We start from the raw sequence: 25,455 nt of genomic DNA on the forward strand, positions 1-25,455 counted from the left end.
ACACGCGTACCTGCCACGTCATAGTCGACGGCAGCCCATGGACCCACAGCGCCATCTGCTCGGCCATAAAGCCGTCCCAGCGGTTGGCATACGCAGCCCCCTTCCCAGTTCTCAGCTAAGCCACTGGACTTGCCCCTACCAACCCACCACCTTCGAAGCCACGTAATGCGCGGCTTCCGCCACCCAAAATCAACACCCGGTCCCCCACCACAAGCCCCCCAACCTCCCCACACAGTTCCCCCAGCCACTACTTCCCCCTCCCCCCAAACCCACCTATGCTCCGGTGGTCAATACAGGGACGGATGAACGAAGGATTCCCATGCAGGCGGGCAACCTGGAGCTACAGACTTCTTCCCGGCCTTTCCGGCTGGCCGTTTCCGGCGATTGGACGCTGGCGCACTATGCCGCGCTGAAGCGGCGGGTCGCGGAGGTGGTGCCGCAGTTGCAGGCGGATTGCCCGGTCAGTCTGGATGCCCTGGGTGCGTTGGATACGGCGGGGGCCGGGTTGTTGGTGGAGTTGCTCGGGCCGGCGCGTGCGCGCGAGGCGGCGGAGGGGTTGCCGGCGGAGCGGGTGGCGTTGTTGCGTACGGTGGCGGCCGCGCTCGATCAGGAGCCGATCCGCGACATTCCCCATCACTACGGCCTGGACGATGTGCTGGCGCATATTGGCCGGACTGTCGAGGCGGTGTGGCGGCAGCAGCGGACGCTGCTCGGCTTCATCGGCCTGACCCTGGAAAGCCTGGCCCGCACCCTGCCGCGCCCGCGCCGTTGGCGGGTGACGTCGCTGGTGGCGCACATCGAGACCAGCGGGCTGGATGCCATTCCCATCGTCGCCCTGCTGACCTTCCTGGTCGGCGCCGTGGTGGCCTTCCTCGGTGCCACGGTGCTGGCAGATTTCGGCGCCAGCATTTATACGGTCGATCTGGTGGCCTTTTCCTTCCTGCGCGAGTTCGGCGTGCTGCTCGCCGCGATCCTCATGGCGGGGCGAACGGCCAGTGCCTTCGCCGCGCAGATCGGCTCGATGAAGTCGAACGAGGAAATCGACGCCATCCGCACCCTCGGCCTCGATCCCATCGAGCTGCTGGTCCTGCCGCGTTTGCTGGCGATGCTGCTGGCGCTGCCGATCCTCACCTTCATCGCCATGCTCAGCGGCATCGTCGGCGGTGCGCTGGTCTGCGTAGTCAGCCTGGATATTTCCACCGCCATGTTCCTGTCGATGCTGCACGATCACATCGATGTGCAGCATTTCCTGGTGGGCATGGCCAAGGCGCCGGTGTTCGCCTTCCTTATCGCGGTGATCGGCTGCCTGGAGGGCTTCAAGGTCAGCGGCAGCGCGCAGTCGGTGGGCGAGCACACCACGTCCAGCGTGGTGCAGTCGATCTTCATGGTCATCCTGCTGGATGCGCTGGCCGCGCTGTTCTTCATGGAGATGGGCTGGTGACGGCGAGCGACGAAGTGCTGATCGAGGTGCGCGGGCTGGTCAACCGCTTCGGCAGCCAGATCGTCCACGACGGGCTCGACCTGGATATCCGCCGTGGCGAGATTCTCGGCGTGGTCGGCGGTTCGGGGACGGGCAAGTCGGTGCTGTTGCGCAGCATCGTCGGCCTGCGCCGGCCGAACGCCGGCAGCGTACGGGTGTTCGGCGAGAACCTGCTGGCGCTGGGCGAGGAGGCCCGCTCACGGATCGAACGACGCTTCGGCGTGCTGTTCCAGCGCGGGGCGCTGTTCTCCTCGCTCACCGTGCAGGAGAACATCGCCCTGCCATTGATCGAGCATGCCGGCCTCGGCCGCGACGACGCCGAGCACCTGGCCCTGCTGAAGATCGCCCTGACCGGCCTGCCGTCCGGCGCCGCCGAGAAGTACCCGGACGCGCTGTCCGGCGGCATGATCAAGCGCGCCGCCCTGGCCCGCGCCCTGGCCCTCGATCCGGAGGTGCTGTTCCTCGACGAACCCACCGCCGGCCTCGACCCCATCGGCGCGGCGGCCTTCGACCGGTTGATCCTGACCCTGCGCGACGCCCTCGGCCTCAGCGTGTTCCTGGTCACCCACGACCTCGACACGCTCTATTCCATCTGCGACCGCGTCGCCGTGCTGGCGAAGAAACGCGTGCTGGTGGCCGACAGCCTGGAACGGGTGGCCGCCACCGACGACGACTGGATTCGCGACTATTTCCACGGCCCGCGCGGCCGTGCGGCACAGCAGGTTGCCGCCCCCTTGCAGGAGACTCCCTGATGGAAACCCGCGCCCATCACGTGCTGATCGGCCTGTTCACCGTCGTGGCGGTGGGCGGTGCGCTGCTCTTCGCGCTGTGGCTGGCCAAGTCCAGCGTGGACCGCGAATTCGCCTACTACGACGTGATCTTCAACGAGGAGGTCAGCGGCCTGTCGCCCGGCAGCCCGGTGGAGTACAGCGGTATCAAGGTGGGCGACGTCACCCAGCTCAAGCTGGACCCGCAGGACCCGCGCAAGGTGCTGGCGCGCATCCGCGTCTACGGCGGTACGCCGATCAAGCAGGACACCCGCGCCCGCCTGGCCCTGGCCAACATCACCGGCAGCTCGCTGATCCGCATGTACGGCGGCTCGCCGGAAAGCCCGTTGCTGGAGGGCGTGGACGGCAATCCGCCAGTGATCGTCGCCGACCCTTCGCCGATCTCCAAGCTGCTGGCCAATGGCGAGGACCTCATCAGCAGCATCAACGAGCTGGTCAACCGCGCCAGCCAACTGTTCTCCCAGGAGAACGCCGAGCGCGTCGGGCAGACCCTGGCGAACCTGGAGCAGACCACCGCGGTGTTCGCTGCCCAGCGCGAGGACCTCGGCCAGACCCTGCGCCAGCTCGGCGACCTGGGCCGCGACACCCAGGCCGCGCTGCACGAGTTCACCCGTCTCGCCCACAGTGCCAACGGCCTGCTCGACGAGGAAGGACGCGGCCTGCTGGTACGCGCGGAAAAATCCATGGCCGCCCTGGAGCGCTCCACCGCACGCCTCGACCTGCTCCTGCAAGACAACGAGGAATCGCTCAACGACGGCCTCCAGGGGCTCGGCGACATCGGCCCGGCGGTGGACGAATTGCGCGCTACCCTCTCGTCGCTGCGCAGCGTCACTCGCCGCCTCGAGGAGAATCCGTCCGGCTTTCTCTTCGGTCGTGAAAAAGCCCAGGAATTCCAGCCATGAAGCGTTACCGCCTCCTGTTCCTCGTCTTCTGCGCCATGCTGTCAGCCTGCTCCGTCCTGCCGCAGTCGGAGCCGTTGCGCATCTACCGGTTGCCGAGCCAACTCGCCCCCGCAACGGCGACCGCCCCGGTCGAGTGGTCTCTGCGGGTCGGGACGCCGCTGACCAGCCGGGTGCTGGACAGTGCGCGCATCGCCGTCATGCCCGAAGGCGACCGCATCAGCAGCTACCAGGGCGCTCGCTGGAGCGATAGCGCACCGGCATTGGTACGCGACCGGTTGATCGAAGCCTTCCACGACGATGGCCGGGTACAGCGCCTGAGCAGCGACGAGAACCGCCTCCACGCCGACCTGGAACTGGTCAGCGATCTGCGGGCCTTCCAGAGTGAGTACCGGGACGGCACGCCGCACGTCGTGATCCGCCTGGACGCCCGCCTGGTGCGCAGTGCCAACCAGCGCATCGTCGCCAGCCGGCGCTTCGAGGTGAGCGAGCCGAGCCAGGGTGTGGCCGTGGAAGAGGTGGTCCGGGCCTTCGGCCGCGCCGCCGATGCCCTCGGCCGGCAGATCGTGGACTGGACCCTGGCCCAGGAAGGGGCGGCGGTCGCCCCCGTGCGCTGATCAGCGTTTGGCGATGATGTACACGGCGTGCACGATGCCGGGGATATAGCCCAGCAGCGTCAGCAGGATGTTCAGCCAGAAGGCGCCGGCGAAGCCAACCTGGAGGAAGACGCCAAGCGGCGGCAGCAGAATGGCGATGAGGATACGGACCAGATCCATGCGCGTTCTCCTTGTGAGGGGGCACGGCCGGGCGCCGGCCACGCCTTTCTACCGACACCCCGCCGCCGACCGGGTTCCTTGCCGCAGCCCCACAGCGCTGCCCATAATCGGCCGCACCTCCATCAGCGAACCCTGCGGACATGGCCATCACACGCGGCGACCTCGACGAGCACGGACTGATCATCGGCGTATCCCCCGAGCGCTTCCGCGCAGTAGCGATGCCGCTGCTGTTCGACCATCTCAACGCCCAGTGCGAGGGCACCATCGCGGTGAACCGGCAGGCACGGATCGTCTGGATCAACGACAAGTACGCCGAGAAGATCGGCATTCGCGACCCGCGCAGCGTGCTCGGCAAGGAGGTCGAGGAAGTGTTGCCGGCCAGCCAGTTGCGCCGTGTCGTCGAGAGCGGCCAGCCGAGCATGCTCGACCTGATGGCCTTCGGCGACGAACACTTCGTGGTTACCCGTATCCCGCTGCGCGACGAGGACGGCACCCTGGTCGGCGCCATCGGTTTCGTTCTGTTCGATCGCGCCCAGCACCTCAAGCCGCTGATGCAGCAGTACGCGCAACTGCAAAACCAGTTGGCCGCCACCCAGCGCGAGCTGGTCCGTGCCCGCCGTGCGCGCTACACCATCGCCGGTTTCATCGGCGCCAGCCCGGCCGCCAGCGAAGTGAAGCGCCAGGCCCGCCGTGCCGCCCAGCTCGACGCCACGGTGCTGCTGCGCGGCGAGACCGGCACCGGCAAGGAGCTGTTGGCGCAGGGCATTCACAACTTGTCGCTGCGTGCCAGCGGACCTTTCGTCGCGGTGAACGTGGCGGCGATTCCGGAAACCCTGGTGGAGGCCGAGCTGTTCGGCACCGCGCCGGGTGCCTTCACCGGCGCCGATCGTAAGGCGCGGATCGGCAAGTTCGAGGTGGCCAACGGCGGCACCCTGTTCCTCGACGAGATCGGCGACCTGCCCCTCGGCCTACAGGCCAAGCTGCTGCGGGTTTTGCAGGAGCAAGAGGTGGAGCCGCTCGGCTCCAACCAGGTGAAGCCACTCAACGTGCGGGTGATCGCCGCCACCCATGTCGACTTGGAAGCGCGGGTGGCTGCCGGCGAATTCCGCGATGATCTCTACTACCGCCTGAACGTCCTTGCCTTGCGCGTGCCGCCCCTGCGCGAGCGCCGCGAGGACATTCCGGCCCTGGTGGAACACCTGCTGGACGACATCGCCAGCCGCTCCGGCCAACCCTGCCCGGAACTCGCCGACGATGCCCTGGACTGGCTGGCGACGCGCTCCTGGCCGGGCAACGTGCGGCAATTGCGCAACCTGCTGGAGCGGGCGCAACTGGAGGCGGACAGCAGCCCACTGAGCGCAGCCGCCCTGCAACGCCTGCTGGCCGGACAGGATGCAGGGACGATTCCCAGTCCGTCGATTGAGGAAGCACCGCTCCCTCCGCCCGTGGAACCGCCCACCGAGGTGCAGCCCCTGGCCGAGACTCTCGCCGTCGCCGAGCGCGCCGCCCTCCAGGCCGCCCTTGCCGCCTGTAACGGCAACCGCCGTCGCGCCGCCGAACGCCTCGGCATCGCCCGCGCCAGCCTGTACAACAAGCTGCAACAGCATGGGCTCAGCGAGCGGTGATTCCTCCTCTCCCGGATTACGCTTCGCTCGTCCGGGCTACGACCCAAGGGGCGAATGAATTCGCCCTACATGAGTTCGATACCGCAACCGTAGCCCGGATAGCCCCCGACGCAATCCGGGTCGCATCGGGCATGCCGCGTCCATAAGGCTGGACATGCTCATCGCCCATTTTGTCCAAGGAAATGGACATGCCCAAATTCCAGACATGTCCTTCGCATCATCCAAATCCGGCTTTAATTCGCTGTAACCGCTCTAAATCGGACTATCCACGGTCCATCGCAGTGGCTGGCACGCCTTTCGCTCTCTGACCCGACAACGGGCACTGCCAGCCCGAGTGAACCGGCCGCTCGAACGGCCGCTCCGACAACAACAACAAGAAGGAACTGCCCATGGGCACCCTTGGAATCCTGATTTCCCTCGCATTGCTGATGTACCTCGCCTACCGGGGCATCAACGTGCTGATCCTGGCCCCGCTGCTGGCCCTGCTGGCGCTGCTGTTTTCCGGCGAGGCGGCGATGCTGCTGCCGACCTACACGCAAGTGTTCATGAAGGCCATGGGCGGCTACGTCATTCAGTTCTTCCCGCTGTTCCTGCTCGGCGCGCTGTTCGGCAAGCTGATGGACGACTCCGGTTCGGCCCGTGCCATCGCCCACGGCATCGTCGCCAAGGTCGGCAGCCAGCGCGCCATCCTGGCCATCGTGCTGGCCTGCGGCATCCTCACCTACGGCGGCGTCTCGCTGTTCGTGGTGGCCTTCGCGGTCTACCCGATCGGCGCCGCGCTGTTCCGCGAGGCGGGCATTCCCAAGCGGCTGATCCCCGGCGCCATCGCCCTCGGCTCCTTCACCTTCACCATGACCGCCCTGCCCGGCACCCCGGCTATCCAGAACGCCATTCCCAATCCCTTCTTCGGTACCGACGCCTTCGCCGCGCCGGGCCTGGGTTTGATCGCCGGGTTGATCATGTTCGGCCTCGGCACCTGGTGGCTGAGCGCCCAGGCGCGCAAGCTGATGGCCACCGGCGAAGGCTACGGCACCCACCGCGACGAACCGGAATCCCAGGACGGCCTGCCGATTCCCGGCTTCTGGCTGGCGCTGCTGCCGATCGTCCTGGTGATCGTGCTCAACTTCATCATGGCCAAACTGTTCCTGCCGACCCTGGACACCAGCTACTTGGCCAAACCGGAATACGGCGGCCTGCAGGACGCCAAGTCGCTGATCGGCATCTGGGCCATCATTGTCGCCCTCACGGCGGCTTGCCTGCTGCTCATCGCGATGCACTGGAAGCGCTGGCTGGACCTGAAGAAGAGCATCAACGAAGGTGCCTTCGGCTCCATGCTGCCGATCCTCAACACCGCCTCGGAGGTCGGCTACGGCACGGTGATCGCTTCGCTGGCCGGCTTCATCGTGATCCGCGATTTCGTCCTCGGCGTGTCCTCGAACCCTCTGATTTCCGAGGCGGTGGCGGTGAATATCCTGGCCGGCATCACCGGCTCGGCGTCGGGCGGCATGTCCATCGCCCTGAAGACTCTCGGCGAGCAGTACCTGGCCCTGGGCACCGCCGCCGGCATCAGCCCCGAGCTGCTGCACCGGGTCGCCGCCATGGCCTCCGGCTGCATGGACACCCTGCCGCACAACGGCGCGGTGATTTCGCTGCTGGCCATCTGCAAGCTCACCCACCGCGAGTCGTACAAGTTCATCTTCGTCAACACCGTGGCCTTCCCGCTGCTGGCGCTGGTCGTGGTCATCACGCTGGGCACGCTGTTCGGCAGCTTCTGATTTCACGCGCGGCGCTCGCCGCCGCGCCGATCCATTCGTTTTCCGAGAACGCAACATGAGCAAAGTCACCAGCGCCGCCGTAGCCGTCGCGCAGATTCCCGACGGTGCCAACCTGGCCACCGGCGGCTTCGTCGGCATCGGTTTCGCCGAAGAGCTGGCCATCGCCCTGGAGCAGCGCTTCCTCACCGAAGGCGCGCCGCGCGACCTGACCCTGGTCTACGCCGCCGGCCAGGGCGACGGCAAGGGGCGCGGACTCAATCATCTGGCTCATGAGGGACTGGTGCGGCGGGTGATCGGCGGCCACTGGGGACTGGTACCCGGCCTGCAGAAGCTCGCCGTGGACAACCGAATCGAGGCCTACAATCTGCCGCAGGGGGTGATCTCCCAGCTATTCCGCGACATCGCCGCGGGCAAGCCGGGGCAACTGTCGAAGATCGGCCTCGGCACCTTCGTCGATCCGCAGTACGGCGGCGGCAAGCTGAACGCGAAGACCACTGCCGATCTGGTCCGGCGCCTGCCCATCGACGGCGAGGACTACCTGTTCTACAGCACCTTCCCGATTCACGTGGCGCTGATCCGCGCCACCAGCGCCGATCTGGACGGCAACCTGTCCATGGAACGCGAGGCGCTGACCATCGAGAGCCTGGCCATCGCCATGGCGGCGAAGAACTCCGGCGGCCGGGTGATCGTCCAGGTCGAACGCATCGTCGAACGCGGCTCGCTGAACCCCCGCGAGGTGAAGATTCCCGGCATTCTCGTCGATCATGTGGTGGTGGCCGAGCCGCAGAATCACCAGCAGACCTTCGCCACCGCCTACAACCCGGCGTTCGCCGCCGAGATCCGCGTGCCGGTGGATAGCCTCCGGCCGATGCCGCTGGACGTGCGCAAGGTCATCGCTCGCCGCGCCGCCCAGGAGTTGAAACCCGGCGCCGTGGTCAACCTCGGCATCGGCATGCCCGAGGGCGTCGCCTCGGTGGCCGCCGAGGAGGGCGTGATCGACCTGCTCACCCTCACCGCCGAGCCCGGCGTGATTGGCGGCGTGCCCGCCTCCGGCCTGGACTTCGGCGCAGCGAGCAACCACAGCGCGCTGATCGACCAGCCCTACCAGTTCGACTTCTACGACGGCGGCGGCCTGGACCTGGCCTTCCTCGGTCTGGCCCAGGCAGATGCGGCCGGCAACCTCAACGTCTCCCGCTTCGGCAGCCGCCTGGCCGGCGCCGGCGGCTTCATCAACATCAGCCAGAGCGCCAAGGAGGTGGTGTTCGTTGGCACCTTCAGCGCGGGCGCCCAAGACATCCGGGTGATCGACGGACAGTTGCGCATCCATCAGGACGGCGCACTGCGCAAGTTCGTCCACACCGTGGAGCACCGCACCTTCTCCGGCAAGCTCGCCGCCGAACGCGGCCAGCCGGTGCTGTACATCACCGAGCGCTGCGTGTTCCGCCTCACGGGCGAAGGGCTGGAGCTGATCGAGATTGCCCCCGGAGTGGACCTGGAGCGAGACATCCTGGCGCGCATGGACTTCCGCCCGCTGGTCCGCGAGCCAAAGGAAATGGACCGTGCGCTGTTCCTCCCCGAACCCACCGGCCTGCGCACCCACCTGACCGGCCGCCCCGTTGCGTGACGGCCGGGCCGCCTTGGCCCGGTTGTTTTTTTCAGCCTGCGTGGGCGACTGAATTCGCCCCTAAAGATTGACTGCAAGCCGGCCCGCTTCTGTAGGAGCCAGCTCTGCTGGCGAAGCGTTTGCTCCGCCCATTCGCGAGCAAGCTCGCTCCTACACAGGAAATGCTGACTTGTAGGGGCGAATTCATTCGCCCAAGGGAACCCGACCATACGCCACGGCGGGCGAACTATAGTTATCCGCTCCAGTCTTCAGCCTTCTACCCGTCCCGAAAGAAGGAGCATTCATGAGCAAGGTCTATAAGGTCGCGGTCATCGTCGGTAGCCTGCGCAAGGCGTCCATCAACCGCAAGCTGGCCAATGCGCTGGTCGGGCTGGCGCCGTCCTCGCTGAACATGGAAATCGTCGAGATCGGCGATCTGCCGTTGTACAACGAGGACATCGACGTCACCCCGCCACCGGCGTCCTACAGCGCCTTCCGCGACAAGCTGAAGGCCGCCGATGCGTTTCTCTTCGTGACCCCGGAGTACAACCGCTCGATGCCAGCGCCGATGAAGAACGCCATCGACGTCGGCTCACGCCCCTATGGCCAGAGCCACTTCACCGGCAAGCCGGGCGCGGTGCTCAGCGCCTCGCCGGGGGCCATCGGCGGCTTCGGTGCCAACCATCACCTGCGCCAGTCCATGGTGTTCCTCGACGTGCGCATGATGCAGCAACCCGAGGCTTACCTCGGCGGTGCGGCCAGCTTCTTCGACGAAGCCGGCAACCTCTCCGACGGCATCAAGCCCTTCCTGCAGAAGTTCGTCGGCGCCTATGCCGACTGGGTGGCGCTGCACGCCGGCCGCTGAGTCGCCTCGCGCAGCTCTGCCATCAGAGCCTGTACCAGCTCCGCCGCTGGCAGCTCCCGCGCCAGCGGCGCACCCTGCCCGGCCCATTGCACGGCGAAATCGCCATTGCCCTGGGCCGTGGCGGCGGCGACCAGGGCCTTGGCCGCGTCGTAGGCGATGGGGTAGTCCGGCAGCGGCGGCGCATTCGGCTCGTCGACCGTCTCGAACAGGCGATTCGGCAACCCGCGCGCGGCGCGCCCGGATATCCCGGCGATCACCTGGGTACGCTGGCCGCGCTCGCTCCTGAGCGCCGCGCGGAAAGCGGCGTTGGCAGCGGATTCCGGGCAGCCGATAAAGGCGGTGCCAAGCTGCCCGGCCTCAGCTCCCAGCGCGAAAACAGCGGCCAGACCGGCGCCATCCATCAACCCACCAGCCGCGATCACCGGCAGCCGGCAACGGCTGGACAGCAAGCGCACCAGGGCAAAGGTGCCGATCCGCGCATCGCCCCGTTCGGGCTCGAACACCCCACGGTGGCCGCCCGCTTCGTAGCCCTGGGCAACCACCGCGTCGATTCCCGCCGCCTCGACCTGCTCCGCCTCGGCCAAGGTGGTGGCGCTGGCCAACAGGCGAATCCCGGCCGCGCGCAGCGCATCGATCCACTCCCGGCGCGGCAGGCCGAAATGGAAGCTCACGACGGCGGGACGCTCGGCCAGCAGCATCTCCAGCATCGCCTCGTCCTCGACGAAGCTCTTGTAGATCTCCGCCAGCCTTGCCGGCGGTTCGGCGCCGAACTCGGCGAACACCGGGCGTAAATGCGCCAGCCAGGCGGCCTCGCGTGCCGGATCGGCCTGGGCCGGGCGATGGCAGAACAGATTGACGTTGAATGGCTTGCCAGTGAGTGCGCGGGTCGCCGCGATCATTGCGCGCGCCTGCTCCGGCGTGCTGGCGCCGACGCCGATGGAGCCCAGCGCGCCAGCATTGCTGACCGCCGCGGCCAGCGACGGCGTGGACACACCCACCATCGGTGCCTGGATGATGGGATGCTCGATACCGAGCAGGCGGGAGAGGCGAGTGGTCATGCTGAATCCTTCCAGGTGATGCGACTTGACCAAGTTATCTCAAGAAAAGATGATCATTACAAATGCATTCTCTAATTGAGATATAAATGGACCTCACCACCCTGGAAATCTTCCGCCTGGTCGCCCTGGAGAACAGCATCACCCGTGCCGCCCAACGCCTGCAGCGGGTGCAGTCGAACGTCACCACGCGCATCCAGCAACTGGAAGAGGAGCTGGGCGTGGCGCTGTTCCTGCGCGACGGCAAGCGCATGTCCCTGACCGAGCAGGGCCGAGCATTCCTCGACTACGCTGAGCGCCTGCTGTCGCTGGCTGACGAAGCGCGCCAAGCGATGCACCCCGACCGCCCCGGCGGACGACTGCGCCTGGGCAGCATGGAAAGCACCGCCGCGACACGTCTACCACGGCCGCTGGCGGCGTTTCACGGCGAATGTCCCGAGGTCACATTGGAAGTGAGCACCGGCACCAGCGCCGCGCTGATCGACGGCGTGCTCGCACGACGGCTGGATTGCGCGCTCGTGGCGCTGCCGGAGAACCTGGACGCCACAGCGCTGCCGGGACAAGGCCTGCAAGGCGACGCGGTGTTCCGGGAGGAGTTGCTGCTGGCCCTGCCGCCCGGTCATCCCGTCGTGGAGAGCCCGGCGCAGGTGCGCGTGCAGACCCTCGCCGGCTTCGCCAAGGGCTGCACCTACCGCCAGATCGGCGAGCAGTGGCTGACCGCCGAGGGCACCCCGCCCGGTTTCCGCGTCCAGGAAGTCGGCTCCTACCATGCCATCCTTGCCTGCGTCGCGGCCGGCACCTGCATCGGCGTGCTGCCGCGCTCGGTACTCGACTTGCAGCGCGACCCGGCGCCGGTCGTCACTCACTCGCTGCGCGAGATCGACACCTGGCTGGTCTGGCGCGACGGCTACGCCACAGCAGCGTTCCAGCGTTTCCGTGGATTGTTTGGCCAAAACGGAGCGTAGAAGCAGCCGTTGTGACGGAGCGGATCGTCAGATCGCCTGGTCCGCGCGGAATGCCTGCGCCAGCCCGAGCTCACGAAAGCGCTCACTGAGATGATCGATGAAAGCCCTCGTCTTCGCCGGCAACAACCGGCTACTGGCGAAGTAGAGCGAGATCGGCCCGGCGTCGGCATACCACTCCGGTAACACCCGTACCAGCGCTCCGCTACGCAGATGGGGCAGCACATCAGGGACCGCCAGCAGCCCTACACCAAGACCGAGCAGCACGCTGCGGCACAGTGCTGCCGGATCGTTCATCCGCATCCTGGCGCGGAATTCCACCGGCATTTCCCGGCCGTCCCCATGGCGCAGTTGCCATTGCCGTATGCGGCCAGTGCGCATCGAGCGCATGGCAATGCCGTCCCATGCCGCCAGATCGGAAGGATCGAGCGGCAACGGGCGTCCTTCCAGATAGGCGGGCGAGGCCACCGCAACGATGTGCAGACGGGTCAGCTCCCGTGCGGCCACACCCGGCGTCAGTTCGAAGCCACCGCCGATCGCCACGTCGAAACCTTCGGCAATCAGGTCCACGGGACGGTTATCGAATTGCCATTCCAGCTCCACCGCCGGGAAACGCGCACAGAACGCCGGCATCAACGGCAGCAGATGGTCACGGCCGAACGCGGGCGCCGCACTGATCCGTAACACACCGGAAGGCTCGCTGACCGTGCCGGCCAGCTCGGCAATGGCCACCTGAATGCTTTCCAGCCCCCCGCTGACCGAACCGAGGAAGCGCTCTCCAGCTTCCGTGAGCGTGAGACGCCGGGTGCTGCGCTGGAACAGGCGTACGCCGAGGTTGCGCTCCAATTGGGCGACATTGCGGCTGATCGCAGCAGGGGTGAGGCCGAGCCGGCGAGCGGCGGCGGAAAAACTGCCGAGTTCGGCACTGCGAACGAAGGATTCCAGATTGGCCAGGGTTTCCATGATGGAGCATCTTCAACTATCGATTGAAAGTGATTCTAGCCATTACCTGCTACCGAAGGATAAGTCGAACACCGATAGTGGCTTCACCTGACAACGCAACCCGAGATCCCCCCTATGTCCACTCCCCTTTCCCAATCCATCGACAACCCGCTCCAAGGAGACGCCATGACCCTTTCCATTATCGGCGCCGGTGCCATCGGTACGGCCATTGCCCAGCGCCTGGCCGCCGCCGGCCTCGACTTCAGCATCGCCAACAGCCGGGGGCCGGAAAGCCTGACCGCCTTGGTTCGCGACCTGGGACCACATGCCAGCGCAGTAACCACTCGCGAAGCCGCCCAGGCCGATATCGTCTTCCTGGCGGTGAACTGGTCGAGATTGCCGGAAGCCGTGAAAGACCTCGGCCCCTGGGATGGGCGCATCGTCATCGACGCCAACAATGCCATCGAGGCGCCCAGTTTCACCGCGGTGGACCTCGGCAGCCGCGCCTCCAGCGACGTGGTATCGGACCTGATGCCCGGCGCGCGGGTGGTGAAAGCCTTCAACCATTTACAGGCAGCGCTGCTCGCCAGCGACCCGCAGACCGAAGGCGGCCGACGCGTACTGTTCTACTCCGGTGACGATACCCGGGCGAAAGCCGAGGTTGGCAAGCTGATCGAGCGCCTTGGTTTTGCCGGTATCGATCTCGGCACCCTGGCCGGCGGTGGCCGTCTGGCACAATTCCCGGGCGGTCCGTTGCCGGTGCATAACCTGGTGCGCTTCGGCTGAAACCAACACCCCCACGCCACTTATTCCAACAACCGCAAACCACGTCACACTTGACTTGCTTCGGACCTCTCGGAGACAGCAAGCCCACCCCCCGCATGATCTTGTGCGTCAAGCCGCCGCACCCCGGCGGCCATGACGGCAGTCCATTGGCAATACGAGAGAAACGCCATGAGAAGATTTCTGCTGGGGGCGGTGAGCGCCCTGTCCGTTTCCGTCGCGCTGGCCGCCGAGCCGACACCGCCGACGCACTGGAGCTACCAGGGCGAAAACGGCCCGGACCATTGGGCCCAGATGGATCCGGGCTTCAGCACCTGTGCACTTGGCAAGATGCAGTCGCCGATCGACATCCGTAACGCCGTGAAGGCCGATCTTCCGGAAATCCAGTTCGACTACACCGCCGGCCCGGCCGAAGTGGTGAACAACGGCCACACCATCCAGGTCACCCTGCCCGAATCCGGCAGCATCGACATCGGCGGTACCCGCTACTCGCTGGTGCAATTCCACTTCCACACGCCGAGCGAAGAGAAAGTCTCCGGCATGGCGTTCCCCATGGTCGCGCACTTCGTGCACAAGAGTGCCGACGGTCAGTTGGCGGTCGTCGCCGTGCTGATCAAGGAAGGCCACGAGAACCCGGGCCTGGCCAAGGTGCTCGACGCCCTTCCGACGAAGGAGGGTGAGAGCCATCCGCTGGAGGTCAAGCTGAATCCGGCCGACATCCTGCCGCCGCAACATGGCTACTACGCCTTCACCGGCTCGCTCACCACCCCTCCATGCAGCGAGAACGTGCGCTGGCAGGTGCTCAAGCAGCCCATCGAGCTGTCCCACAAGCAGATTGCCGAGTTCCAGCACCTCTACCCGATGAACGCGCGCCCGACCCAGCCGCTGAACGGCCGCAAGATCGAGGAAAGCCGTACCTGATGTACACCGGGGCAGCGCCCCGGTCCGAACCGATTTTCCATAACCAGCGGGTGCAGCTTCCCCTATTGCCCGCTGGTTTTTTTTATTTCTCCGTGACGGTGCGAGTGCCGGAGGATGAGCTGTAGGGGCGAATTCACTCGCCGATTCAGCATCGCCGGGCGAATGAATTCGCCCCTACAGGTTCAGGCTAAACACCACCGGTTCCGAACGCCTGCCGCTGGCAGGGGCCTAAACGTGTAGGCCCCCTTGAGAAATGGCGAGGTGTCCATGCTTATTCACAGCCTGTCCTGTCTGGACCACCGGAACGACCGGTTCAATCCCGCCTGGCTGGCCGACGAGTCGCCGCTGAACGACCTCGATCAGGCCGAGAGCGAAGACCAGCAGGAAGCCCCCGATCTCGACGAAGAGACGCTGGAAAACCTGGAAGAACTGCCCCCGCCGCCCGACCCGATCCCCGACCCTGGGCCGATGTGATCAGGGTCGGCGCGCATTCCACGGCTGTGCGGCGAGGTGCTCGCCGAGATAGTCGAGGAAACAGGCGATGCGCGAGGCAAGCGCGGTGTTGCGGTAATACACCGCGTGGATCGGCTGGCAAACATCCAGCGTTTCTTCCTTCAGTACCTGGACCAACCCGCCGTTGGCGCGGTCGTGGGCGGTCATGAAGTCGGACAGACAGACCAGCCCCTCTCCGGCCAGCGCCAGTTGGCGCAGGGTCTCGCCGCTGGAAGCCTGCAGCGTCGGCGTCACCGCCAAGCCGTCGCCATGGGCGTGGCGCAGCGGCCACTGGTTCAGGCTCTCCGGCAGGGTGAATCCGAGCAGGCTGTGCCCGGCCAGCTCATCCACGTTGGCCGGTGTCCCTCGCGCCGACAAGTAGGCCGGGCTGGCCAACACCCGCAGGCGGCTGGCGCCGAGCGCACGGGCGTGCAGGCTGGAGTCGCGCAGCGTGCCGATGCGGATCGCCAGGTCGGTACGCTGTTCGATCAAGTCGATGATCCGGTCGCTGGTATGCAGCTCCAGCTCGATGTCCGGATAACGCTGGCGGAAGCCGCCGACCAGCGGCACCAGCACGTGCAGCATGAACGGCGAGGCGGCGTTGACCCGCAGGCGTCCGGACGGGCTTTGGCGCCGCACCGCCATCTGCTCTTCCGCTTCCTCGACACTGGCCAGAATCCGCCGGGCCTGGGCGAGGAACGCCTCGCCCTCCTCGGTCAGCTCCAGGCGGCGGGTGGTACGCCGCAGCAAGGTGACTTCCAGCTTGTCCTCCAGGCGGCCGAGGGCCCGGCTGATGCCGGAGGCGGTCTGCCCCAGTTGTTCGGCGGCAGCGGTGATGGAGCCGCTGTCGACCACCGTGGCGAAGGCCTGCAATTCATCCAGCGTCGTTTTCATTCATGACTCGCAAGCAAATATCCTTGGCGTAAGACCCGGTTTTTCCGCATGAGTCTGGCGTACAGACTGCGTGCCATCAATCACCGGAGCCTCATTCCATGCCCATCGCCTTGCTCGCGCTCACCCTGAGCGCCTTCGCCATCGGCACGACGGAGTTCGTCATCGTCGGCCTGATCCCCACCATCGCCAGCGACCTCGGCGTCAGCCTGCCGTCGGCCGGCCTGCTGGTCAGCCTCTATGCCCTCGGCGTGGCGGTCGGCGCCCCCGTGCTTACGGCCCTCACCGGCCGCGTGCCGCGCAAGCGCCTGCTGTTGGCGCTGATGGCACTCTTCACCATCGGTAACCTGCTGGCCTGGCAAGCGCCCGGATACGAATCGCTGATCCTGGCGCGCATCGTCACCGGCCTCGCCCACGGGGTGTTCTTCTCCATTGGCTCGACCATCGCCACCAGCCTGGTCTCCAAGGAGAAGGCCGCCAGTGCCATCGCCATCATGTTCACCGGACTCACCGTGGCCCTGGTCACCGGCGTGCCACTGGGTACCTTCATCGGCCAGCAGTTCGGCTGGCGCGAAACCTTCCTCGCGGTGTCGGCGCTGGGCGTAATCGCCTTCCTCGGCAGCCTGTTCTTCGTCCCCGCGGATATCGCGCACAGCAAACCGGCATCGCTGCTGCAACAGCTTCGGGTGCTGAAGACCCCGCGCCTGCTGCTGGTCTACGCGATGACTGCTATCGGCTACGGCGGCTCCTTCATCGCCTTTACCTTCCTCGCGCCGATCCTGCAGGAGATCACCGGGTTCAGCGCCGGCTCCGTGGGCTTGGTGCTGCTGGTGTATGGCGTATCGGTGGCGGTGGGGAACCTCTGGGGCGGCAAGCTGGCCGACCGCCGCGGCCCCATCGGCGCGCTACTGACTATCTTCGCCCTGCTCGCGGCGGTGCTGTTCGTCTTTACCTTCACCGCCGCCACGCCCTGGCTGGCGCTGGCCACCGTACTGGTGTGGGGCGCAGTGGCGTTCGGCAACGTACCGGGCCTGCAGGTCTACGTGGTGCGCCAAGCCGAACACCACACACCGGGGGCGGTGGACGTCGCCTCGGGTTTGAACATCGCGGCCTTCAACCTGGGCATCGCCGGCGGCGCCTGGATCGGGGGACATATCGTCGCCTCCCTGGGTCTGATTCATACCGCCTGGATCGGCGCCCTGATGGTGCTGGTGGCGCTGGCGCTGACCGCCTGGAGCGGCCGCCTCGACCGCAACGGTCCGGTGTCCGCCCATTCCGGTGAAACAGCATTCGCCGCCGGCCACTGATTTTTCAATCACGGAGACAACGCATGAGCATTCCCGCATTCGGCCTCGGCACCTTCCGCCTCAAAGGCCAGCAGGTGATCGATTCGGTCCGCACGGGCCTGGAGCTGGGCTATCGCCACATCGATACCGCACAGATCTACGAGAACGAGGCCGACGTCGGCCAAGCCATCGCCGAGAGCGATGTGCCGCGCAAGGAGCTGTTCGTCACGACCAAGGTCTGGACCGCCAATCTCGGCCGTGACCGGCTGATTGCCAGTCTCGAGGAGAGCCTCGCCAAGCTGCGCCTGGAACAGGTCGACCTGGCACTGATCCACTGGCCGTCTCCTGGCAACGAACTGGACGTGGCCGACTACCTTGGCAGCCTGCTGGAAGCCAGGCGCCAGGGCCTGACGCGGTCGATCGGCGTCTCCAACTTCACCATCGCCCATCTGCAACGGGCCATCGACACCGTGGGCGCCCACGAGATCGCCACCAATCAGGTGGAAATCCACCCCTTCCTGCAGAACCATGCCCTGGTGGACTTCGCCCGCCGCCACGGCATCCACCTGACCGCCTACATGCCGCTGGCCTACGGCAAGGTGCTGCACGATCCGCTGCTCCAGGGCATCGCCGCCCATCACGATGCCACGCCGGCTCAGGTGGCCCTGGCCTGGCTGCTGCAACAGGGTTTCGCGGTGATTCCGTCGTCCACCCGCCGGGAGAACCTCGCCAGCAACCTGGAGGCCCAGCGGCTGCGCCTCTCCGACGAAGACATGGCTGCCATCGCCGGGCTGGACCGCAACGAGCGCATCGCCAATCCCAGCTTCGCGCCGAACTGGGACTGATCGCCTGCTACGCTGCGGCGACTTCGTCGCTCTGCTCGAGGAGAACCCGATGATTCATGTAATTGCCGACATCAGAACTGCACCCGGCGCACGTCCGCGTGTCCTCCAGGCGCTCGCCGCCATCACCCCGCTCGTGCGTGCCGAGGCCGGCTGCCTCGGTTACACCGCAACCCTGGACGCCGACACCGATCTGCTACGCCAGACCAGGGATGACACCAGCATCCTGATGGTGGAGCGCTGGGAAAGCCTGGAACATCTGAAGGCCCACCTCGAAGCGCCCCACATGCTGGCCTATCGCAAGCAGGTAACCGCAGACGTGGTCGACGTCAGTCTACGGGTGCTGACGGAAGCCTGATCGGGGAAAGCGCCGAACCTAGAAAACCGCGCAGGCACGAGCCGGCGCGGTTTCGCTCATACGTTACGCTCAGCGGCGTTCAGCGGGGGTTGCCGATGGTGCTGACCCTCTTCTTCCTCCACGATCTCCAGCACGACGTGATCGCCCGTTTCGTTGGTGCCCGAAGGTGGTTGGCCTCCCCCTTCCATCGTCTCCAGCTCGGTGTCGTCATGCGGCTCGCTGGGCAGTGGTTGCGAACCGGATGGGCGACCGTGCAGACGGTTGGCCGCCTGGTCGAGCAGCGAGCCCGCTTTCTCCTGAATGAGACTGGCCGCCTTGTCGAACACCGGCCCGCCCAGAACAGCAGCTGCCGTCCAGACTCCAAACACCGGAGCCGAAACGGCGGTGTTCACCGCCTGACCGATGGCCGCGGTACCGACGGCGCCGATCCCGGCCTTTTGCGCTGCTTCGGTCGCGGCGACCTTCGCTGCCACGGCGCCCGCGAAGCCGCCGCCCAGGATACCTACGCTGAGGGTCAGGTTGGTGGCCGTGCCCAGGTTGCGGATCGATGCCAGCGTTTCGGTCGTCGCATCCACCGGAATCTGGAGAAGACGCTTTCCACCATTGATCAGAGGGTCCTTCCACGGATTGACTTCCTTCAATGCCGTGTATTGCGCCTCCCAATCCTGGCGGCCCAGCAGGTATTCGGGGCCGACTCGGTGATTCTGCTCGCTCACGGCGTTGAGCCCCGCATAGGAGGCAACGCCTGCGGCCACGCCCCCCGCAGCACTCATCCAGGAATCCAGCTCCGCCGCTCCCTTTTCCGACAGTTTGTCCGCCCCGACGGCCGCCGTGCCGATACGCAGCACATTGCGCAGGCTGTAGGTCTGGAAGGCCACAGTCACCTCGGCGGCAGTCCGCCCTAATCCAGGTTCCCTGGCCTTGGCGGCATCGGCCATCACCGCTTCCAGTTGCTCCGGTTTCGCTGTCAGCCATTGAGTATCGCTGGTGGCCTTTTTTAGCAACCCGCTCCCGCCACCGACCGTATCGACAGCGCCCGAGAACAAGCCGGCGATGAAACCGACCATTTGAGGCGTCTTGGCGAAGGCCGTGAGACCGGGCACCGTATCGATCAAGCGCGAAGCGATTGCGAAGGGGACCGAGCGCGCGGCCCCTACCACCCCCTGGGATAGACGATCCAGCTTCTGCCCCTTGGCCAGCGTGGCCTCGACGCTTTCCGGCGTCTCGCCCATCTCGTTCAGGCGGATTGCCCGCTGGTCGATCAGTTGCTGGAACGCCTCCCTGTTCTGGCCGGTGATGTGCGGCTCGAAAAGCTGCTGCAGCTTGGCGCGTAGAGCGACGGCATTCGGAGAATGCTCGGGATCGGCTACGCCGACGACGGTATTCACCCAACGGGTCGAGCCCATATAGGTCGCGCCGGTGCTCGACGGAGCATTCGACCGGCCGGAAACGTTTCCGGCATCGGGGTCGTGGTCCGAGCGGAAGGAATCTCCCAGCAGGGAGAGCGGGCTTTGATTACCTGGGTTGCCTACATGCATGATGACCTCTTGAGGTGACGATTCGTTCAACAAACAAACCGGACTTGAGTCTCGTCAACCGGAGTCCCAAGCCCATTGCGGCTTTGTTTCAGTGGTATGAGCGCACGATGGGGTTCCACCCGACAGGATGAGGCCAGGCGGAAGCGGCGGTGGCAGCCGCCCTGGCGCGTTTCTGCATGATCGATGTGGTGGTGAACAACATCGGTTATGGCCAGATGGGCGGTTTCGAGGAGATCGATGCCCTGGCCATCGAACAACAGTTCGCACCAATCTATTCGGCACCTTTCACGTCACCCGCGCCGTGCTGCCCGCCATGCGCCGCCAGCGCGCCGGGTGTATCTTCAACTTGTCGTCGGTAGGCGGCATGCTCGGCTTCGCCGGTGCCTCGGTGTACTGCGCGACCAAATTCGCGCTGGAGGGCTTCTCCGAGTCCTTGGCCCTGGAGGTGGCGGACTTCGGTATCCGCGTCACCATCGTCGAGCCCGGCTTCTTCCGGACCGACTTCCTCGATGGCAGCTCGGGGCGCTACGGCAACCGCCCGGTCGATGATGCCGACTACGCCAGCCGCTCGGCGCAATGGCGCGACACCTACGAGGTGCACAACCATCGACAGGCCGGCGACCCGGCGAAACTGGGCCTGGCCTTGGTGCGCCTCGCCGGCGAGGCAAATCTACCGCTGCGTTATGCGGCCGGTGCCGATGCCCTGCAAAGCATTCTCGACAAACTCGAGCAGGTCCGCGGCGAGATGGAGCAGTGGAGCGAGTTGTCGCGTTCGACAGATGGGCCGTTCCGATCATGCCGCCGTAGGGGTTCACTCCTACGACGGCCAGGTCGGATTCCGTGGGACGAAGTCATTCGCCCCCCAGTGGAGCGAGCTCTGCTCGCGAATTCGCCAGCAGAGCTGGCTCCTACAAGGCCCGGCCATTGCAGATGAATTCGCTCCCAAATGGAGTACCTGTAGGGGCGAATTCATTCGCCCCTTTCCCCTGTCCCGCTACCAGGGCAACGGATTCAGCAGATAGGCCGCCATGTAAGCGGCAACCAGAAGAACGCTGGCGATCTCGATAAGGGTTCTGTGCATTTCCATGGCGTCCTTGCCGGGGCTCGGCGGGTCAGACGGCTCTTCCCGCTCCGACCCTCTGAAAAGCAACTTGTTCCGTCTCAGCGCCAACAATCGACGGCGTTGCCGGTCCCGCTGGTGCCTCGCTCGCCCGTCGCCGTCAAAGTGAGGTTGGCGCATTCGCTGTCCTTAGCCTGAGTGCCCTGCGCGACAGCGCTGAGCAGGTAGCCACCATCTTCGTCCTCTCCTTCGGCCAGGGTGAGCTGGTAGTAGCCGGTATCGCTGAGGCCGCTGTTGCGCAGGCCGAGCTTGGACAGGCTCACATCGCTGGTCACGTAGCCGTTGTTCTGCGCGTAGTAGCGCTCCTCCCGCGCCGCCGCCTCGTTGAGCAGGGCGATCCCTTCCGCGCGGTGGGCACGGAGGACGTAGCGCTGGTAGCTGGGGACGGCGATGGCAGCCAGGATCGCCAGGATGACCACGACGATCATCATCTCGATCAGGGTAAAGCCGTGCTGTCGACGCATTGCCGTCACTCCTTGTTCTCGATACTTCGCCAGCTTTGCCGGCCGGACGCGCTAGCACTGCCGGAGAGGGTCTCGCAGCCGTCCGAACCGCAGGCCACGACGTTACCGTCCGCGTCGCGGCTGATGGTGAAGCCCCCGGTGAGGCCGTCCATCTGTACCGCCGAGACGGAAGCACCGTCGTAGCTGTCCTGGCTGTCGACGACACCGTCATTGTTCAGATCAAGCGCGACGGAAGCGAGCGCACCGCCGGTAGTGGGGTCGAGGGTCAGCAGCCACGTGGTGACGCCGTCTTCGCAGGGGTCCTCGTTCGGAGTCAGGGTGCTGGCGATCAGTACCCCGTCGGTGACGTAGGGGTTGGTGACGACCATTTCCCCTTCCAGGGCGTTGCCCACCTTGAGGTCGAGATACCAGCCGTAGTGGTGCACGTCGCCGTCATCGTCCAGCCAGTCGATTTCGTTGTCGCTGCTCGTCCGGATAGTGGAGGTCACCGCGGTGCCGTTGTTGTCGAAGCTAGCGGTGGTCTGCAGCTCGAAGGTCTGCTCCAGCAAGTCGTCGCGGCTCAGGCTGGGCGTACTGCTGGCCGTGTCGGCGACGGTGGCCGCGGTGTCCCAGATGCCGTAGAGGCTCATGGCGACGCTGGTGTTGGGGTCGGCATCGTCGTGTTCCAGGTACTTGCCGGTGCCGAAGATGACGATGTAACCCGTGCCGTTGGGATGCTTGGCCAGGTAGGGACGGGACGTGATCGGCTGGACGGTCCCGTTGGAGGACCTGGCGCTGTAAAGCGGCTCGCCGCTGAACGACACGTCGTAGCCGCCGGTGGTCGTACCCAGCACATCGAAGCGCCACAGGTTACCGTGCAGGTCGCCGGCGTAGATATAGTCGGCGATCAGGTCGCCATTCAGATCGGCGACATAGGGGCTGGCCATGCCGTTGGCCCCGGAGGAATCGTCTTCGACGGTGATCGCCTTGATCAGGCTGCCGTCCTCGACGTCGATCAGGTAGAGCACCGCCTGGTCGCTGTCGCTGTTGTAGCCGTTGCCGGCGACCACCGCCCATTGGCCGTTGTGCAGCCGAGTGACAGCCGGCTTGGAATAGGTGAAGCCCAGCTCGCTGTAGTCGCTGTCGTCCGCGCTGATTTCCCAGAGCAGCGAGATATTGTCCGGATCAGTGACGTCCAGGGCGAACAGGCTGCGGCCGCCGCCGCGCAGGCTGCCGATCACCACACTGTGCCAGGCACCGTCGAAGAACACGTCCGCCTCCGTCGGCGAACCGTCGACGTAGTACTGGTGCGCGCTGCCGCTGTAGTCCTCGTCGGTCAGTTCGTAGAGGTTGTCGAGGACCGCGCTGGGGATGAAGGCGAAGGTCTCGCTGCCGTCTTCGTCGAAGGCATGCAACATGCCATCGTTCGCGCCCACGTAGATGCGCGTCTCACGCTCGGCGTGGGCATTCTTGAAGGCGGTGTAGGAGGTGCCGTCCGAAGCGCTCTGCCCTTCCGAGGCGTTCATCCGCGAGGCCAGCCGGCTGGGTTTGCGCACGATGACCGGGGTGGAGTCGATGATGTCGCCGAGGATGTGGTCGCGGGTACGGAACAGCCCTCCTTCGTTGCTGCGATCGCCGCGGATGAAGGCCACGCGGCTCTCGCCGTTGCTGTCGGCCACCCCATCCAGCGCCCGGTTCAGGCTGGTCTGCTGCGCGCTGGTCAGGTTGCTCCAGGTGAAACTCTGCAGATCGCCGTCACTGTCGGCGATCTTGATCTTCCGCGAGCCATAGGCCGAATTGCCGGAGCCGTAGGCGTTGTCGAGGATGTCCTGGGCGCTCCAGATTTCTTCCTTGGTGCCGGTGGCGGTGTCCTGCTGGTATTTCTTCAGGTCGCCGCTCCAGTCCTCGCTGGAGAAGCTGGGGGTGTAGGTATAGGTGTCGTAGCTGTTGCTGCCGTCGCTGTCGAGCAGCGGCGAGGTCACCGCCGGGCTGGCCGCGGCGCCGGTGCGTTCGGAGATGCGGTTGATCACCTCTTGCAGCGCGGTTACCAGCTCGCCGGGAGAATCCACGCTGAAGAATTCGCCGCGGGAGTTCAGCGCCGCGTGCCAGAGGTCGTAGACGTTGTTCTGGCTGGCCGCGGACGCCGCCGGCCAGACGATATTGCCGGAAACCAAGTTGTCGTAATCGCCGCTGTAGGTACTGCCGCCCCAGGCCGGGCTGGTCAGCGAGTTGGTCAGGCCGAGGCCGACGAAGAAGCTGGTCATGTGCTGCCAGGTCGCCGGGTTGTTCTTCGGATTCCAGTATTGGGTCGTGGCGTTGGTGCTGGTTTCCTTGGTGTAGGTCGGGACTTCGTCATCCACGTCGGGCTGGGCATCGGTGGCCCAATACTTGAACGCCAGGTCGGCCATGGTGTTGCTGGTGCTGTCCTGGTAAGGCGCCTTTGGGCTGTATTCCTGGTCGTCCGGCAGGGTCTGGCTGGCGTTGTCGTATTCGCCATGGCTGCCGGCGGTAGTCCAGATGCCGTCAGTCAGGGTGATGCTGTAGCTCGCCCGGCAGGCATAAACGGGGCTCTCGGTGCTGCCCAACGAATACGCATAGGGCCCGTTCACGCCAGTGGCGGTGAGGAAATTGCCGACCCGGTCGACCGCCGCCAGCAAGGGGGTGCCCTGGTTGTAGTAGATATCCCCCAGCCATTCGAAGAACTTGGCCCGATGCGCGCCGGAGAAGTTGCGCAGGCGGTTGTCGTAGTAGCTGGTGCTGCTGTTGCTCAGGCCACGGCAGTTATAGCTGCTCAGGTAGGAGGTGCTGGTGATGCAGGTGGCATCGGTGCCCAATGCTTGCCAGCTCAGGCGGGTGCTGTCGGATAGCGACGAGAACGCCAGGTTGGCCGCGGATTGGGTCGCCAGTTCGCGGTTGCGGTAGAAGCTGTACCAGTTGGCAAAGTTCTGCCGTTCGTCCGTGCCGCCAACACCGGATGAGGACGACACCGTGACCAGGCTGTAGCAGTCTTCATCGTTGACGGTGCCGTCGCAGTTGGTGAGCGAGCTGTCGAAGACATAGTAGTAAGCCGGTACGCCGGTGGTGGTTCGGTCCGACGTGGTGACGGTGGTGGTCGTCGTCGGCGTCGAGGTGGTGGTCGCGGAAATAGTGTAGGTGTTGCCCCACCGGCCATTGCCTCCGCGGGAACAGGTGACGTTCGAATATTGGGTGACCGTGGTGGTGACGATCGTGGTGGTGGTTCCGTTGCTGGTGCTTTCTTCGGTACTGGTGGACGAAGTGCTGTCGATGCTGGCCGAGCAGGATGAGTTGCCACTGCTGCTCACTACGACGCTGACACCATTGATGGTCTGCGTCCCGATGTTATTGGTACTGCCACTGAAGGTTCCGCTCGTCGAGTCGCCCGTCGTGGTCGTCGTGGAGGTGGTGGCGCTGGCGAAATCCGCGGACGGGTTGGCCGCCAGCCAGTACACCCGGTTCGGGCTGGCATAGCTGGAATACTTGCTATACGACCCCATGCCCGACGCGGAGGTACTGCGCTCGGTGTCGTACTCCCAGGTGACCATGTAGTTGGAACTGAGGTCATAGGTGCCCTTGCTGGTCTTGAAGCCGTTCACATAGGCGGCGGTGAAGCTGGTGCTCATCGGCGTGCTGGTGATCTCGCCGCCGCTGTAGGTGACCTGGTAGGGCGCCTGGTAGGTAACGCTCGGGTTGTAGTACAGCGGGTTGAAGGCCGACGACTTGGCCCGGCGGCTGGTGCGGATCTGGTCCGCCGTATAGCCGTTGTAGATGGTAGTACCCGTGGGGTTCATACCATCCGGTGCGAATGCCCAACGCATGCTCGCGGAGTTGTCGATGGTCACCATGATGTTCGGCGCCACGCCCTCGGTGAGGAACAGCGGGAGCTGGCTCAGCGACAGGTTGGCGGCCTGGCTGTGTGCCGAACCGAGGATGCATAGACCAGCGAGCAGGTTGGAGAGGGTCTTGCCGAAGAATGCCGGACGTTCCATCGAG

General features: G+C 65.6%; 24 protein-coding genes. 17 read left to right on the top strand and 7 right to left on the bottom strand.

Annotated features, from left to right (window positions below; all coding sequences use genetic code 11):
* Positions 1–319 precede the first annotated feature (319 nt).
* Genes BZL41_RS17050 through BZL41_RS17065 form a run of 4 tightly spaced genes read left to right on the top strand, consistent with a single transcriptional unit; the run spans position 320 to position 3,784 of the window.
* A complete protein-coding gene (locus BZL41_RS17050; protein WP_095600411.1) occupies positions 320–1,441 on the top strand; it encodes an ABC transporter permease in 1,122 nt (373 codons plus the stop codon).
* On the top strand, positions 1,438–2,232 hold the full coding sequence (locus BZL41_RS17055) for an ABC transporter ATP-binding protein (RefSeq protein WP_095600412.1): 795 nt from the start codon (positions 1,438–1,440) through the stop codon (positions 2,230–2,232). Before BZL41_RS17050 ends, BZL41_RS17055 begins: the two co-directional genes overlap by 4 nt.
* Entirely contained in the window at positions 2,232–3,170 is a 939-nt protein-coding gene (locus tag BZL41_RS17060; RefSeq protein WP_095600413.1) for an MlaD family protein, read from the top strand. The genes BZL41_RS17055 and BZL41_RS17060 overlap by 1 nt, the downstream gene beginning before the upstream one ends.
* On the top strand, positions 3,167–3,784 hold the full coding sequence (locus BZL41_RS17065) for an ABC-type transport auxiliary lipoprotein family protein (RefSeq protein WP_095600414.1): 618 nt from the start codon (positions 3,167–3,169) through the stop codon (positions 3,782–3,784). Before BZL41_RS17060 ends, BZL41_RS17065 begins: the two co-directional genes overlap by 4 nt.
* On the opposite strand, the gene BZL41_RS17070 is transcribed toward BZL41_RS17065, so the two are convergent.
* Positions 3,785–3,943: a YqaE/Pmp3 family membrane protein gene (locus BZL41_RS17070; RefSeq protein WP_095600415.1), complete on the bottom strand. Its 159-nt coding sequence runs from the start codon at positions 3,941–3,943 to the stop codon at positions 3,785–3,787.
* 140 nt (positions 3,944–4,083) lie between these two features.
* Here BZL41_RS17070 and BZL41_RS17075 point away from each other — a divergent pair, with 140 nt between their 5' ends.
* From BZL41_RS17075 to BZL41_RS17090, 4 genes are all read left to right on the top strand, one after another.
* Positions 4,084–5,568 carry a sigma-54-dependent Fis family transcriptional regulator gene (locus BZL41_RS17075; RefSeq protein ID WP_095600416.1) on the top strand — a complete coding sequence of 495 codons (1,485 nt, stop codon included), beginning with the start codon at positions 4,084–4,086 and terminating at the stop codon, positions 5,566–5,568.
* A 389-nt stretch (positions 5,569–5,957) separates the two neighbouring features.
* Positions 5,958–7,343 carry a GntP family permease gene (locus tag BZL41_RS17080; RefSeq protein ID WP_095600417.1) on the top strand — a complete coding sequence of 462 codons (1,386 nt, stop codon included), beginning with the start codon at positions 5,958–5,960 and terminating at the stop codon, positions 7,341–7,343.
* Positions 7,344–7,398: 55 nt separating this feature from the next.
* On the top strand, positions 7,399–8,967 hold the full coding sequence (locus BZL41_RS17085; RefSeq protein ID WP_095600418.1) for an acyl CoA:acetate/3-ketoacid CoA transferase: 1,569 nt from the start codon (positions 7,399–7,401) through the stop codon (positions 8,965–8,967).
* 283 nt (positions 8,968–9,250) lie between these two features.
* Positions 9,251–9,811, top strand: a complete 561-nt coding sequence (locus BZL41_RS17090) for an NADPH-dependent FMN reductase (protein WP_095600419.1) — start codon at positions 9,251–9,253, stop codon at positions 9,809–9,811.
* Here BZL41_RS17090 and BZL41_RS17095 read toward each other — a convergent pair.
* Positions 9,775–10,869 (bottom strand): nitronate monooxygenase family protein, encoded by a 1,095-nt coding sequence (locus BZL41_RS17095; protein ID WP_095600420.1) that lies wholly within the window; start codon positions 10,867–10,869, stop codon positions 9,775–9,777. The two genes, BZL41_RS17090 and BZL41_RS17095, sit on opposite strands and share 37 nt — an antisense overlap.
* A gap of 86 nt (positions 10,870–10,955) precedes the next feature.
* Here BZL41_RS17095 and BZL41_RS17100 point away from each other — a divergent pair, with 86 nt between their 5' ends.
* Complete coding sequence (locus tag BZL41_RS17100; protein WP_095600421.1) at positions 10,956–11,831, top strand: LysR family transcriptional regulator; 876 nt, start codon at positions 10,956–10,958, stop codon at positions 11,829–11,831.
* Positions 11,832–11,858: 27 nt separating this feature from the next.
* On the opposite strand, the gene BZL41_RS17105 is transcribed toward BZL41_RS17100, so the two are convergent.
* Positions 11,859–12,791, bottom strand: a complete 933-nt coding sequence (locus tag BZL41_RS17105) for a LysR family transcriptional regulator (RefSeq protein WP_095600422.1) — start codon at positions 12,789–12,791, stop codon at positions 11,859–11,861.
* A 114-nt stretch (positions 12,792–12,905) separates the two neighbouring features.
* Here BZL41_RS17105 and BZL41_RS17110 point away from each other — a divergent pair, with 114 nt between their 5' ends.
* From BZL41_RS17110 to BZL41_RS17120, 3 genes are all read left to right on the top strand, one after another.
* Positions 12,906–13,556, top strand: a complete 651-nt coding sequence (locus BZL41_RS17110; protein WP_371916543.1) for an NADPH-dependent F420 reductase — start codon at positions 12,906–12,908, stop codon at positions 13,554–13,556.
* Between the two features lie 168 nt (positions 13,557–13,724).
* Positions 13,725–14,474 (top strand): carbonic anhydrase, encoded by a 750-nt coding sequence (locus BZL41_RS17115; protein ID WP_095600424.1) that lies wholly within the window; start codon positions 13,725–13,727, stop codon positions 14,472–14,474.
* A gap of 267 nt (positions 14,475–14,741) precedes the next feature.
* On the top strand, positions 14,742–14,948 hold the full coding sequence (locus BZL41_RS17120; RefSeq protein ID WP_095600425.1) for a hypothetical protein: 207 nt from the start codon (positions 14,742–14,744) through the stop codon (positions 14,946–14,948).
* On the opposite strand, the gene BZL41_RS17125 is transcribed toward BZL41_RS17120, so the two are convergent.
* Positions 14,949–15,860, bottom strand: coding sequence for a LysR substrate-binding domain-containing protein (locus BZL41_RS17125; protein ID WP_095600426.1), 912 nt, complete (start codon positions 15,858–15,860; stop codon positions 14,949–14,951).
* Between the two features lie 98 nt (positions 15,861–15,958).
* Here BZL41_RS17125 and BZL41_RS17130 point away from each other — a divergent pair, with 98 nt between their 5' ends.
* Genes BZL41_RS17130 through BZL41_RS17140 form a run of 3 tightly spaced genes read left to right on the top strand, consistent with a single transcriptional unit; the run spans position 15,959 to position 18,343 of the window.
* The gene (locus BZL41_RS17130; RefSeq protein WP_095600427.1) at positions 15,959–17,164 is read left to right on the top strand and encodes an MFS transporter; all 1,206 of its coding nucleotides are present in this window, start codon (positions 15,959–15,961) and stop codon (positions 17,162–17,164) included.
* 23 nt (positions 17,165–17,187) lie between these two features.
* On the top strand, positions 17,188–17,988 hold the full coding sequence (gene dkgB, locus BZL41_RS17135; RefSeq protein WP_095600428.1) for a 2,5-didehydrogluconate reductase DkgB: 801 nt from the start codon (positions 17,188–17,190) through the stop codon (positions 17,986–17,988).
* A gap of 49 nt (positions 17,989–18,037) precedes the next feature.
* Positions 18,038–18,343, top strand: a complete 306-nt coding sequence (locus tag BZL41_RS17140) for a putative quinol monooxygenase (RefSeq protein WP_095600429.1) — start codon at positions 18,038–18,040, stop codon at positions 18,341–18,343.
* Positions 18,344–18,399: 56 nt separating this feature from the next.
* Here the strand turns inward: BZL41_RS17140 and BZL41_RS17145 are convergent, their stop codons facing one another.
* Complete coding sequence (locus BZL41_RS17145; protein WP_095600430.1) at positions 18,400–19,881, bottom strand: hypothetical protein; 1,482 nt, start codon at positions 19,879–19,881, stop codon at positions 18,400–18,402.
* 149 nt (positions 19,882–20,030) lie between these two features.
* On the opposite strand from BZL41_RS17145, the gene BZL41_RS29120 reads away from it, so the two are divergent.
* Positions 20,031–20,240, top strand: a complete 210-nt coding sequence (locus BZL41_RS29120; protein ID WP_256578187.1) for a hypothetical protein — start codon at positions 20,031–20,033, stop codon at positions 20,238–20,240.
* Positions 20,183–20,815: an SDR family NAD(P)-dependent oxidoreductase gene (locus tag BZL41_RS17150; RefSeq protein WP_256578185.1), complete on the top strand. Its 633-nt coding sequence runs from the start codon at positions 20,183–20,185 to the stop codon at positions 20,813–20,815. The genes BZL41_RS29120 and BZL41_RS17150 overlap by 58 nt, the downstream gene beginning before the upstream one ends.
* 227 nt (positions 20,816–21,042) lie before the next feature.
* Here the strand turns inward: BZL41_RS17150 and BZL41_RS17155 are convergent, their stop codons facing one another.
* Positions 21,043–21,465: a type IV pilin protein gene (locus tag BZL41_RS17155; RefSeq protein WP_095600431.1), complete on the bottom strand. Its 423-nt coding sequence runs from the start codon at positions 21,463–21,465 to the stop codon at positions 21,043–21,045.
* Between the two features lie 5 nt (positions 21,466–21,470).
* Positions 21,471–25,451, bottom strand: a complete 3,981-nt coding sequence (locus BZL41_RS17160; RefSeq protein WP_095600432.1) for a pilus assembly protein — start codon at positions 25,449–25,451, stop codon at positions 21,471–21,473.
* Between the last annotated feature and the right edge of the window lie 4 nt (positions 25,452–25,455).

The organism is Pseudomonas sp. PIC25 (assembly GCF_002286785.1).
Taxonomy (GTDB): domain Bacteria; phylum Pseudomonadota; class Gammaproteobacteria; order Pseudomonadales; family Pseudomonadaceae; genus Pseudomonas_M.